Origin of the sequence: Acinetobacter genomosp. 15BJ (assembly GCF_000400715.1) — a bacterium.
Lineage (GTDB): Bacteria > Pseudomonadota > Gammaproteobacteria > Pseudomonadales > Moraxellaceae > Acinetobacter.
The window spans coordinates 258,849-271,601 of record NZ_KE007346.1 but is presented as its reverse complement, the minus strand read 5'-3'; the positions used below and the strand labels follow the sequence as shown (position 1 = coordinate 271,601).

Annotated in this window: 11 protein-coding genes and 1 tRNA gene; 7 read left to right on the top strand and 5 right to left on the bottom strand. The window is 40.4% G+C overall.

Annotated features, from left to right (window positions below):
• The first annotated feature begins 122 nt into the window (after positions 1 to 122).
• From F896_RS15355 to F896_RS15370, 4 genes are all read left to right on the top strand, one after another.
• Positions 123 to 749, top strand: a complete 627-nt coding sequence (locus tag F896_RS15355; protein WP_016162744.1) for a 1-acyl-sn-glycerol-3-phosphate acyltransferase — start codon at positions 123 to 125, stop codon at positions 747 to 749.
• A 62-nt stretch (positions 750 to 811) separates the two neighbouring features.
• The gene (locus tag F896_RS15360; RefSeq protein WP_016162743.1) at positions 812 to 1,729 is read left to right on the top strand and encodes a patatin-like phospholipase family protein; all 918 of its coding nucleotides are present in this window, start codon (positions 812 to 814) and stop codon (positions 1,727 to 1,729) included.
• 182 nt (positions 1,730 to 1,911) lie between these two features.
• A complete protein-coding gene (locus tag F896_RS15365) occupies positions 1,912 to 2,373 on the top strand; it encodes an NfeD family protein (protein ID WP_004803047.1) in 462 nt (153 codons plus the stop codon).
• Positions 2,374 to 2,392: 19 nt separating this feature from the next.
• On the top strand, positions 2,393 to 3,244 hold the full coding sequence (locus F896_RS15370; RefSeq protein ID WP_004803045.1) for an SPFH domain-containing protein: 852 nt from the start codon (positions 2,393 to 2,395) through the stop codon (positions 3,242 to 3,244).
• Positions 3,245 to 3,292: 48 nt separating this feature from the next.
• Here F896_RS15370 and F896_RS15375 read toward each other — a convergent pair whose 3' ends face one another.
• From F896_RS15375 to prpF, 3 genes are all read right to left on the bottom strand, one after another.
• Positions 3,293 to 3,661 (bottom strand): MmcQ/YjbR family DNA-binding protein, encoded by a 369-nt coding sequence (locus F896_RS15375; protein ID WP_016162742.1) that lies wholly within the window; start codon positions 3,659 to 3,661, stop codon positions 3,293 to 3,295.
• Positions 3,662 to 3,851: 190 nt separating this feature from the next.
• Positions 3,852 to 4,769 (bottom strand): polyprenyl synthetase family protein, encoded by a 918-nt coding sequence (locus tag F896_RS15380; RefSeq protein ID WP_016162741.1) that lies wholly within the window; start codon positions 4,767 to 4,769, stop codon positions 3,852 to 3,854.
• Positions 4,770 to 4,939: 170 nt separating this feature from the next.
• Positions 4,940 to 6,127 (bottom strand): 2-methylaconitate cis-trans isomerase PrpF, encoded by a 1,188-nt coding sequence (prpF, locus tag F896_RS15385; RefSeq protein ID WP_016162740.1) that lies wholly within the window; start codon positions 6,125 to 6,127, stop codon positions 4,940 to 4,942.
• 372 nt (positions 6,128 to 6,499) lie between these two features.
• Here prpF and F896_RS15390 point away from each other — a divergent pair, with 372 nt between their 5' ends.
• On the top strand, positions 6,500 to 7,858 hold the full coding sequence (locus tag F896_RS15390; protein ID WP_016162739.1) for an amino acid permease: 1,359 nt from the start codon (positions 6,500 to 6,502) through the stop codon (positions 7,856 to 7,858).
• A gap of 69 nt (positions 7,859 to 7,927) precedes the next feature.
• Positions 7,928 to 8,000, top strand: a tRNA-Arg gene (locus F896_RS15395).
• Between the two features lie 49 nt (positions 8,001 to 8,049).
• Here the strand turns inward: F896_RS15395 and F896_RS15400 are convergent.
• Together F896_RS15400 and F896_RS15405 are read right to left on the bottom strand one after the other, a co-directional pair.
• On the bottom strand, positions 8,050 to 9,462 hold the full coding sequence (locus F896_RS15400; RefSeq protein WP_016162738.1) for a glutamine synthetase family protein: 1,413 nt from the start codon (positions 9,460 to 9,462) through the stop codon (positions 8,050 to 8,052).
• Positions 9,463 to 10,072: 610 nt separating this feature from the next.
• Positions 10,073 to 11,143 (bottom strand): AraC family transcriptional regulator, encoded by a 1,071-nt coding sequence (locus F896_RS15405; protein ID WP_016162737.1) that lies wholly within the window; start codon positions 11,141 to 11,143, stop codon positions 10,073 to 10,075.
• A gap of 131 nt (positions 11,144 to 11,274) precedes the next feature.
• On the opposite strand from F896_RS15405, the gene F896_RS15410 reads away from it, so the two are divergent.
• On the top strand, positions 11,275 to 12,735 hold the full coding sequence (locus F896_RS15410; protein ID WP_016162736.1) for a coniferyl aldehyde dehydrogenase: 1,461 nt from the start codon (positions 11,275 to 11,277) through the stop codon (positions 12,733 to 12,735).
• Positions 12,736 to 12,753: the final 18 nt, after the last annotated feature.

Below are 12,753 nucleotides of genomic sequence, written 5' to 3'. Positions count from 1 at the left end.
AATAAGGTCGATCAAGTATCCAATCCTTTCATCTGTAAGGCAATAAAATCTTATTTTTTGCCAATGCAGGCGCTGTCATGAGTGTTTAACATAATTGTAGTTGTCATTACATATCGTGATTTATGCCACAGCATTTTCCAGATTTACCTCCGCTGGTTCCACAACGTGGTACAGCTTATAGTCGTGCATTGTGTAAAAAACTTTTTCTCGGCCAAGGCTGGACTGTTGTTGGTGAAATTCCCAATTTACCTAAAGCTGTTGCCATTATCTCACCACATACGTCCAACATTGATGGTTGGTATGGTTTTCTCGCTATCGGTGGCTTGGGTTTAAAAATTACGGTTCTAGGTAAAGATACTTTATTTAAACCAGCTTTGAAGCCACTTTTAAACTGGGCAGGACTCATTCCTGTTCATCGTGATAGTGCTCATGGTTTGACTGAACAAGTCGTTGCCACGATTCATGCGCACGATAAAATCTGGATCGGGATGGCGCCTGAAGGAACACGTAAAAAAGCAGAGAAAATGAAAAGTGGTTTCTATCATATTGCCCATGCCGCTGGGATTCCCATCGTCATGTTTGCTTTTGATTACGACCACAAAACCATTTACTGCTTAGGTGCTTTTACCCCAACAGGTCACTATCAACAAGACTTAGAGCATATCATGCAACGTTATGTCGGGCACTTCTCGCCCAAGAACCCTGATTGGCTGGCAGAACCCTTACAAAAACTTGTGAAAAAAAACTAGAAAGTTAAGGGCAAATCTGCTCTGATGTGCCCATCTTTTTGTACATTTTATCTGCACCTGATATGAAAATTGCTCGACTGTCTTGCTTGGCTGTTCTAAGTCTCGCTTTATTTGGTTGTGATCAAACAGCAAAGAAAACACCTCAAACTACGGCGATTAAAGCACGTGAACCCGTCATTGCACTCGCGTTGGGTGGTGGTGGCGCCAAAGGCTTTGCCCATATTGGTGTCATCAAGGTGTTAGAGTCGCATGGCATTAAAGCCAAAATCGTGACGGGCACCAGTGCAGGGAGCTTCGTGGGCAGTATTTATGCCAGTGGTCAAACCCCTTATCAAATGCAGAATCTGGCTTTAAAACTGCAAGAATCTGATTTACGTGATTTAACTTTAAATAGTCAAGGTATTATCCTTGGCCAAAAGCTACAAAACTATGTAAATACGCAAGTGAGCAATAAACCGATTGAGCAATTCCCAATTCGTTTTGCTGCGGTCGCAACCCGCTTAGATAATGGAAAAAAAGCAGAGTTTATTAAAGGCAATGCAGGTCAAGCCGTACGTGCTTCTTGTAGTATTCCAAACGTGTTTGTGCCTGCGGTGATTGGCAATACCAAATATGTAGATGGTGGCTTAGTCAGCCCTATTCCCGTGAAAACAGCCAAAGATATGGGAGCCGATATTGTGATTGCAGTGGATATCTCTGCACGTCCAGTCGGTGGTAAACCTTTAAGCATGTGGGGCTTATTGGATCAGACCATTAATATTATGGGACAACAAAGTATAAATGAAGAGCTCAATCAAGCCACTGTCGTGATTCAACCTAAAGTCGGTCATCTCGGTGCACTTGATCTTAAATCAAGTAATGAAGCAATTTTGGAAGGTGAAAAAGCTGCTCAAGCCAAGATCACTGCGATTCGAAATGCGATTACTACATTTAAAAACTCCCCTGCTGCCCTTAAGCCTGCGCCAAAGTCTAAATTCTAAAAATTCTCCTCAGGGGCTGTTGATCTGCGTAACGACTTGCAATCTAAGCAAGATTTCTCATGACCATCAGCCCCAAATTCTAAAAAAACAATCTTTGTATATTCATAAAGATAATGATCTGCTAGAGTGCTAAAGGTGAATATTTTTTCACCTCCACTCCGTTTAATGATGCGAGCAAATCTATGGAATTTGTAGTTGAACCTTGGCACTGGTTTGTATTAGGGATTTTACTGATTCTTTCAGAGTTAATTTTGCCTGCTTTTGCTGCATTATGGTTTGGCATAGCAGCAGTCATGGTCTGTATTTTACTGTGGCTTTTCCCGATGATGGGCTTTACGACCCAAGTCATTACTTGGGGAATTTTATCTATTTTATGCACGATTCTTTGGTTCAAATTTATCAAACCGCTTTCCATTGATAAAACCAAAGCAGGACTTCCTCGTGAAGCAACCATTGGTCAAGTCGGGATGGTGATCCAGACTGGTCTTGAGCATGGACAAATCATTGTACGCTTTTCGATGCCTGTTTTAGGTTCTGATGAATGGAATTGTCGTTGTACCGTACCTGTACAAGTCGGCGATCGCGTTCGAGTAGTTGATATTTTGGGTAATGATTTAGTCGTTCAACCGCATAGCACGTCATAAACACAAAAGAGGGTTTTCAATGTCTGTCGGTACTATTGTTGTTTTAGCATTTTTAGCTTTTATCGCTATAACCATCTTTAAAGGGGTTCGCATTGTTCCCCAAGGTTATAAATGGATTGTTCAACGTTTAGGTAAATACCATACCACGTTGAATCCTGGTCTCAATTTCGTTATCCCCTATGTAGACGAAGTTGCTTATAAAATTACCACTAAAGATATTGTTTTAGATATTCCTTCACAAGAAGTAATTACCCGAGACAATGCGGTACTGGTGATGAATGCCGTAGCTTATATCAACCTGACAACACCAGAAAAAGCGGTGTACGGGATTGAAAACTATACTTGGGCCATTCAAAACCTTGTTCAAACTTCACTCCGTTCAATCGTTGGTGAAATGGACTTGGATGATGCACTTTCATCTCGTGATCATATCAAAGCGAAGTTAAAAGCAGCCATTTCTGATGATATTTCAGATTGGGGGATTACCCTAAAAACGGTTGAAATCCAAGATATTCAACCATCTCACACCATGCAAGCTGCAATGGAAGCACAGGCAGCGGCTGAACGTCAACGTCGTGCGACTGTGACCAAAGCAGATGGTGAAAAGCAAGCTGCGATTTTAGAAGCGGATGGTCGTTTGGAAGCTTCGCGTCGTGATGCAGAAGCACAGGTGGTCCTTGCTGAATCTTCACAACGTGCGATTGAAATGGTCACCACTGCTGTAGGTGATAAAGAAATCCCTGTTGCTTACTTACTCGGTGAGCAATATGTGAAAGCAATGCAGGATCTTTCTAAATCAAGCAATGCAAAAACTGTGGTACTTCCAGCGGACGTACTCAATGCCATTCGTGGAATTATGGGCAAACACTAAGTCCACTTTCCAGTAAAAATAAAGCAGCGTTAACGCTGCTTTATTTTTTTAAACATTCTGAATCCGTTTTCGATCTTTAACGGGCAGTTTTCCTACCACCAAATCATAAGAATCTTTAATCAGGTCTTGTAGCAAATCTGCGGTGATCTCTGGACTACTTGCAATCGAAATCCAGTGTTTCTTATTCATATGGTAGCCTGCCGAAATTGAAGGATACAGCTCCTGATATTCCAAACTTTTCTCAGGCTCGCATTTAATCGTCACTAGCGGCTTACCTGAATAAGCACCAATCAACATGAATACCTTGTCAAAGATCTTAAAGACCTCACAGTCTGGCCCAAAAGGTTGTGACTGGATTGAAAAAGCCAGTTGTTGTCCATATTCAAGCGCGAGTTGTTCTAATTGATCGTCATTCATAAAGCGATGCTCTGTTGTTATTTCTATGATCATCTATTTATCTTAGATTCACTTTTATATTAAAACAATGATTTATAAACCGCTTAAATCTATTCTGTTGATCGTATTAAGGCGTATATCCACTAATAATAAAGACCATACAAGGATGGTCTTTTATAACATTTAATCATTGATCAAAGTTGACGAAAGATTAACTTTTCCGTGCTAGTAAAAACTGGGAAATTTTGACCAGCTCTTTGGCATCATCACCAAAATAAGCCAAGGCTTCAAAGGCTTGATCATGTAAAGTTTGTGCATAGGCCTGTGCTTGCGTTAAACCCATCAACGATGGATAAGTCGATTTCTGTACTTGTTCATCTTTACCAGCAGTCTTGCCTAAGGTCTCAGTGCTTGAAGTCACATCCAGAATGTCATCTTGAACTTGGAATGCTAAACCAATCGTTTGCCCAAATTGGCGTAATTTAGGAATTGCTTGATCGGTCCCATTAAAAATGGTCACCGCACCCATCATAATTGCTGCTTGAATCAAAGCACCTGTTTTATTGCGGTGAATATTTTCCAGTTCAGCTTGATCAACTTGTTTCCCTTCCCCTTCAGCCTGTAAATCCAATACCTGCCCACAAACCATTCTTGAACTTGCTGTTGCTAAGATTTGCACTTGTTTTAAGACAATAGCCGCTTCAGTTCCTTGCCCTTGCTCATCAAACAAACGGCTGCTCAATATTTCAAAAGCCATCGACTGCAAAATATCACCAGCTAATAACGCTGTATCTTCACCAAATGCGACATGGCAAGTGGGTTGCCCACGACGCAGTAAATCATTGTCCATACATGGCAAATCATCATGTGCCAACGAATAACAGTGAATCAATTCAACTGCAACTGCGGCACGGCGCGCTGCTGCAAAGTTTTGATTCGGCTGTAATGACGCTGCTGCATAACAGAGTGCAGGACGAACCCGTTTACCACCTAACATCACGGTATGATGAACGGCTGCTTTTAAAGGTTCTGGAATTGAAAATGCAGCCAATGCTGTCAATAAATCTTGTTGAATACGTTGTTGAGCTTGTTTTAAAACATCCGCATTAACTTGAGAGATAGATGACACAGTTGTTGCCTCAGGAAATCTGAATGGAAGAGTAAAATGACAAGACTTGTCAGAATCTCAACATCATAACATTATTTATCTCATCAAATTGTGTTTGTATTTTTAATAGACCCAAAATAATAAGGCCTTCAAATGAAGGCCTTACCTATAAAATTCAAAAATAAAATAAACTAGAAGGTATCACCTGGTACACGGACCCAGCCTTCCATCAGTACACGCGCGCTACGACTCATAATGGCTTTTTTCACAGACCATTTACCATCAATCAATTCAGCTTGAGCACCCACACGCAAAGTCCCAGATGGATGACCGAAACGAACGGCTTCACGCTCACCACCACCAGCTGCCAAATTCACCAAGGTTCCCGGAATAGCTGCGGCTGTACCAATCGCAACTGCTGCCGTTCCCATCATGGCATGATGTAGTTTACCCATCGACAAAGCGCGAACCAATAAATCGACATCACCCGTCTCAACAGGTTTACCACTTGATGAGATATAGCTTTTTGGTTGTGATACAAAAGCAATTTTAGGGGTATGCTGACGTGCTGCTGCTTCAGAAATATCTTTAATCAGCCCCATGTGTACTGCACCATAGGCACGGATTTTCTCAAACCTTGCTAAAGCTGCTGCATCACCATTAATCTGATCTTGTAATTCTGTACCTTGATAACCAATATCTTCTGCATTGAGGAAAATGGTCGGAATACCTGCATTGATAAATGTGGCTTGGAATGTGCCGATTTCAGGAACAACCAGTTGATCCACAACGTTTCCTGTCGGGAACATATCTCCGCCTTCTTCACCATCATCAGCTGGGTCTAAAAATTCAATCTGAACTTCAGCTGCTGGAAAGGTCACACCATCCAGTTCAAAATCACCTGTTTCCTGAACTTGACCGTTGGTCACAGGGACATGTGCAATAATGGTTTTTTGAATATTCTTCTGCCAGATCCGTACCGTACAAATGCCATTTTCAGGAATACGCACTGCATCAACCAAACCATTTGAAATTGCAAATGAACCCACTGCTGCGGTTAGGTTGCCACAGTTACCACTCCAGTCGACAAATGGCTGATCAATTGATACTTGACCAAATAAATAATCAACGTCGTGTTCTGGCTCAGAACTTTTTGCCAAAATTACGGTTTTACTGGTGCTTGAGGTTGCTCCCCCCATACCATCAATCTGTTTGCCATAAGGGTCTGGACTTCCAATCACACGGAGAAGAAGTTGATCACGTGCTTTGCCCGCTACTTGTGCCGCTTCAGGTAAATCATCCAGTTTGAAAAACACACCTTTACTTGTGCCTCCACGCATATAGGTTGCAGGGACTTTTATTTGCGGTACTGAGCTCATGTCAATGTCTTCCTTTTATCATATTCTTGGTACAGATCAATTTTGAATCTAAAGGTACTGCACTGCCGTCAAAAATACCATACGACCAATGGTTTTGGGATTGGTCATAATGCGTAAAATCTGCGCATTATAGTGAGTAGATTCCAAGACTTTCACAATGGCAAAAATAGCAATCCATCCGTCGGGAAAAACTAGAGGATTTTTCAACTGTATAAAATTACAGCATATTTCATTTTAATATTCATATAAATATAAGATTTTAAATAACTTTTAAAAACAACTTTCCAGTCATAGCATCGCTGTACTTTTACTAGGCGAAAATCTTTCAATCTATTAGAATAATCCAGTTAATTCCTCGTCGAGCTCAGTCCTTTGAACAACGATTCTTCTCAACTTCAGCGTGGACTAAAAAACCGCCATATCCAACTCATTGCGATGGGTGGAGCGATTGGTACGGGCTTATTTTTAGGTTCTGCGCAAATTATCCAGTCTGCTGGACCATCTATTATTTTGGGGTATGCGATTGGCGGCTTGATTGTTTTTCTAATCATGCGTCATTTAGGTGAAATGATTGTTGAAGAGCCTGTTGCAGGTTCATTTAGCCATTTTGCTTATAAATATTGGGGTAAATTTCCAGGCTTTATCACAGGCTGGAACTATTGGGTACTGTATATCCTTGTCGCAATGACTGAGCTAACGGCGGTAGGTAAATATATTAATTACTGGTGGCCGCAAATTCCTGCATGGCAATCTGTATTATTTTTCTTTGTCGTGATTACAGCAGTGAACCTGACCAATGTTAAATTCTATGGTGAATCTGAGTTCTGGTTAGCAATCATCAAGGTGACTGCTGTCGTTGCCATGATCTTGTTTGGTCTGTTCTTGCTTTTCACTGCGGATGCGAATTCAACAGCCTCTTTTAGCAACCTGTGGTCACATGGCGGCTTTTTCCCGCATGGCTTTGATGGCTTGTTCTATATGCTGGCTTTCTTGATGTTTGCCTTTGGGGGCATTGAACTGATTGGTATGGCGGCAGCAGAAGCTAAAGATCCAAAGACCACCATTCCTAAAGCGATTAACCAAGTGGTCATTCGTATTTTAGTGTTCTATGTGGGTTCTCTTACCATTCTATTGTCACTTGTACCTTGGAATCAGTTGGACCTAGGTGGTTTAGATAAGAGCCCATTCGTGATGATTTTCAGTCAAATGGGAATCGGTTGGGCGGCACATCTACTTAACTTTATTATCCTGACTGCTGCATTGTCAGTTTATAACAGTGGTATGTATGCCAATAGTCGTATGGTGTTTGGTCTAGCTCAACAAGGTAATGCACCTAAAGTATTTACCAAAACCAATAAACAAGGTGTCCCTGTTCCAGCAGTACTCCTCTCTGCGTTCCTAATCTTTGGCTGTGTATTGTTAAACTACTTCGTGCCTGAAGATGCGCTTGGACATTTGATGTATGTGGTTGTTGGTGCGCTTGTTTTAAACTGGGCAATGATCAGCTTGACTCATTTAAAATATAGAAGTCATATTAAAAAAGCTCAAATTAAAACCTCTTATCCAGCTTTATGGTCTCCATTCAGTAACTATTTGGTATTGGCTTTTATTGCTGTGGTGCTGTATATCATGTGGCAACAAGGCTTTAAAGAATCTGTACTGATGATTCCGATCTGGATCGTCGCCATGTTTATTTTCTATAAGTTTTTAAATGGCAAAACTGAAAATTAACAGTTGATCGGTTTCATTAAAAAGTGATTGCTTCTGCAATCACTTTTTTGTTTATAATCATAAAATTATGCGCTTATAGCTTAACTGGATAGAGCAGTTGCCTCCTAAGCGACCGACGTGGGTTCGAGTCCCGCTGAGCGCATAACCCATGATTATTTTGGTTATATGACAGCAGTAAATGATCAGGGTACTTATATATCCCAATTCTTTTCAATGGCAGTAATCTGGCTATAAACACTTTGGTACTCTGCCTGCTTTACCGTACACCAGATATCAACAAAGGCTCTGCCAAAATATTCAGTTAATAACTGATTGGCTTTGAGCAGTTTTAATGCTTCCGTTTGCTCAGTTGGTAATAATACATGCTCACTTTTCAGTTTTAATTGATGCGCTTGTTTCGGAACCGCTAGCTGATGCGTTAGACCGTGCAGAGTTCCAATCAGAATCGTTGCCAACGCTAGATAAGGATTACAGTCTGCCCCTGCAACACGATATTCTAAACGCTGATTTTCGGAATCTGAACATGGAATTCGAATCGCCACATTACGATTATTGAGCCCCCAATTTGCCTCCAAGGGCACATGATGACCCAACTTAAAACGTCTAAAAGAGTTCAGATTGGGCGCTAAAATCGCCATCGAATCTGGCATCAATAACAGTAAACCACTCACAGCTTTTAATAAATTATCAGAGATTTTCTCTTGCGCCGAACTAAAAAGATTCTGCTGATTCTGATCTAAAAGACTCATATGAAAGTGCATACCACTGCCCGCTTTATGCATATCAGGCTTAGCAAGGAAGTTCGCACGTAGTCCATGCTTATTCGCAACCTGTTTGATGGTTCTTTTCAACAACATAATCTGGTCACATAAAGTCAAGAGATCCGTTGTATGTTGCAGATTAATCTCATACTGACCTGAAGATGATTCGGAAACGATTCCTGTAATTTGAATGCTCTGTCGTTTTGCAACTGCTTCAATCTCATTCAGAATATTTTGATAATGATCAGTGGTATTTATATCAAAGCATTGTGACATCGTTTGTTCGGCATCATTAGCCTCACTTAAAGGATGTAAATAGAACTCGACTTCGGCAGCGATACAGGGAAAGTAGTTTTTTAGCTGCAATTGATGGAGGATTTTCTTTACGATATTTCTAGGTTCAAATACGCAATCTTGCTGATGATCATCTTTCATACTGAGCAGTAGCTGAGCTGTTGTTTCGGGCTCAAGTGCATGTGGTTTCAATGTCCCTAAAACAGGTTCACATAAATGATCAGGTTCTCCAATATATTTACCGAGTCCTGTCTCTTCAATCACTTTGCCATCCAGACTCATGGCATAAATCGACAATGGGAAATAACAACCTTTACTCAGATTTTTGAGGCAACCGACATCTATACGTTTACCGCGTAAATGTCCATTTAAGTCACATAGATAAATATCAACGTGTTGAGTCTGTGGATAATGTTTTAAATAGGTTTCAACTTCTTCTATAAATTGTTTTTTTTGCGCAACACCTTCAACCTCATTTTTCGAGACTGCGGTATGAATATACTTTTTTAGCGCAGATGGATGATTGATCTCAACAAGTACAGCACTCATAGCTAAAAGCTCAAGTTATATAGATAAATTTAGCTTAGTTGAGGCTTTGCTAGAAGTAACGTAAACAGTGCGTAAATTAGATCAAATACATAAAGCACATGATCATGCTGATACCTAAAAAAGTCAGCATTGAATGCAATCCTTAGCATAATAAGTTTTTTTAATGGGTAGACCTACCCTAATCCAGCACAGATTCTATGCGATTTAACTTCAGGTAATTCATTTAATTTAATTATATAGTGAACACAGCCATTCACATGAAAAATACCTTAAAAGTATACAAATATACCTTTAAACATAAGATCATAATTATTAATATATTTTTATTAAAACATATAGATCAATCGATCAAAAACATGAATAATAAGTAATCAAAATGCTATATATTTAAAAACTTAATGCAATATTGTGGTGCATTTTTTGATTAAAAAATAACATGTTTAATTGAATGATAATTAAAACAAATATCATTCATTTATAAAACTTCTATCATATTTAAAATAAATATCTCTTTATGACCATTCCGACAATTATAATAATTATTATTATCGTAGGATATTAAAATTAAATTAAAAAATTCATATTTTGAGAATAAAACCTATTTTTTAAACTAAATTATCTTATTTTTATCCGCTCGATATTCATTTGGTGAAATCCCAACCCAATTACGATAGGCTTTTCTAAAATTTGAGGTATCAGAAAATCCTAAGCGTTCTGCGATTTCATCAATGCTTAAACTTGTTGCCAAATATTCATCTGCAAGTCGCCTTCTAGTACTGTCTAAAATCTCTTGATAACTGACTTCCGCATCTGACAAACGGCGGTATAAAGTTCGCTTGGATAAATGCAATTGATCTGCGATCTCTTGTGCGCTTGGAAAGCTGCCAACCGCATCTAATAAGATCAGACGGATCGTGCGGACTAAATCAGGTTCTTGTTCATCATCATCGCTACCCAACATCCTTTCGCAAAAAGACCGACACATATCCGCAGTAATCGGATTGGCATTCGGGCACGGCTTCTCTAGCCAATCAAGATCAAAATGCCACTGCATCACCTCTGCATCGAACTCCACAGGGCAACGAAATACTTTTTCATATTCATCTGCATATTGAGGTGCTGGATAAGGCAGTAACAGTTTTTCCGCTTGAAATGGTGCCTCTAATACACATTCAATCAGGGTTTGCATGGAACTAAACCAAAACTCACACACCAAAGGCAATAATTGACCCAGCGCAATAATTTCATGACCTTCAAAAATGGCGACTTGCTTTTGAATAGAAAAGGTTTTCTTGAGTACGGGTGCCGCGAGTTTGATATGACGAATACCAAACTCTACCGCCTGTTGGAAATTACGAGAGGAAGACAGTGCATAACCATAAACCCCAAAGTCCGATAACCGCTGTTTTTGCCCAGCCCGCATGCCAATCAGCGGATCTTTAGATAAACGCTGAATCGTTTGAAAAAGTTGTAATTTTTGATAGGGAGAGATATGAGAAGCTGCACTATTCAGTGCAGCTTGAGAAATTCCAGTGCCCGCTAAAACTTCATCCAAGCGATAACCTTGCTGTTGCATGGCTTCCAGCAAACTGGTTAGACCTAAAATCGGCGTACCTTGACCCAATTGATTTTGATCATAACGCGCTTCAATCAACATCGGGTTCACATCCTGTTTACGCATTTTTTCACCTCATCCCTTGAGTGATGATGCATAATGGCACTAAATTACCTTTTGTTGTCTCAATTTAACATCGACTACAAATCTCATCAATCATAAAGTCTATTCTACTAATAAGCATGAAAGGAGCAACAATGACACTTTCAACTTCACAACAATTCAGTGATCCTGCAACCGAACATATGTATTCGGTGTTTAATCAACAGCGTGCTGCTTTTGATGCTCAGCCCTACCCAGATCTCGATGATCGACGCACCAAATTATTGCAAATAAAAAAACAAATTATCCGTTATCAAGATGTGATTGCGACTGCAATTAATACCGACTTTAATTCACGCTCGGTAGATGAATCAAAACTGCTTGATTTGCTCGGTTCAGTACTTGAAGCAGAACATGCAATTCGTCATTTAAGACGTTGGATGCGACCAAGTAAACGTAGCACTGAATTGCTATTTTTATCGAATCGTTTACGGGTGCAATATCAGCCTAAAGGTGTAGTGGGTGTTATTGTTCCGTGGAACTTCCCTGTTTACTTGGCCTTAGGTCCTTTAATTGCCGCAATTGCAGCAGGCAATCGAGTGATGATTAAACTGCCAGAAGTGACTCCTGCAACCAATACTGTGGTTAAACGAATGCTGGCTGAAATCTTTAATGAAGATGAGGTGGCTGTTTTTGGTGAAGAGATCCTTGATCCAGCACAATTCACCTCACTCCCCTTCAACCATATTGTATTTACGGGCTCACCTGCGATTGGTCGGGTGGTGATGCGTGCAGCTGCAGACAACCTTACCCCTGTGACCTTGGAGTTAGGCGGGAAATCCCCTGCTTTAGTCAGCCGTCATTATCCACTGGCTGATGCTGCAAAACGCGTTTTACACGGCAAAGCGACCAACTGTGGTCAGATCTGCGTTGCACCTGACTATGCTCTGGTGCCAAAAGAAAAAATCGATCAATTCGTTGCAGAGTGCCAAGCGAGTTTCACTGCGATGTATGGCAATAATATTAGCCAAAACACAAACTACACTTCGATTGTCAATGATCGTCATCTAAGACGTTTGCTCGATATCTTAGATGATGCCAAAGCCAAAGGCGCTCAAATTATTACTTGTGGTGAATATGACCGTGACAAAGATGCACGTCGTATGCCTGTACATATCGTCCTGAATTGCACAGCAGATATGCGAATTCTTAAAGAAGAGCTATTCGGCCCAGTTTTACCTGTGGTTGCTTACGGTATAGTGGATGACGCGATTGATTATATTCAAGCAGGTGAAAGACCATTAGCTTTATACCTCTTTACTCACGATGCAAATGAACGTGATTATGTCTTAAAACAAACCCATTCAGGTGGTGTGACCTTGAATGATTGGGGCTGGCATGTGGTCAACCACGATGCGCCATTCGGTGGTATTGGGAACTCAGGCATGGGAACCTATCATGGTGAAGAAGGTTTCCGAGAGCTTTCCCATGCTAAAACCATCTTTGCACGTCATCGCTTCTTCCCAACCCAACTGTTCTATCCACCTTATGGTACTTGGGTACAGAAACTAGCCTTACGTTTCTTCTTGAAACAAGGTGACCCAAATATCAAATAAGCTTCAATAATAAAAAAG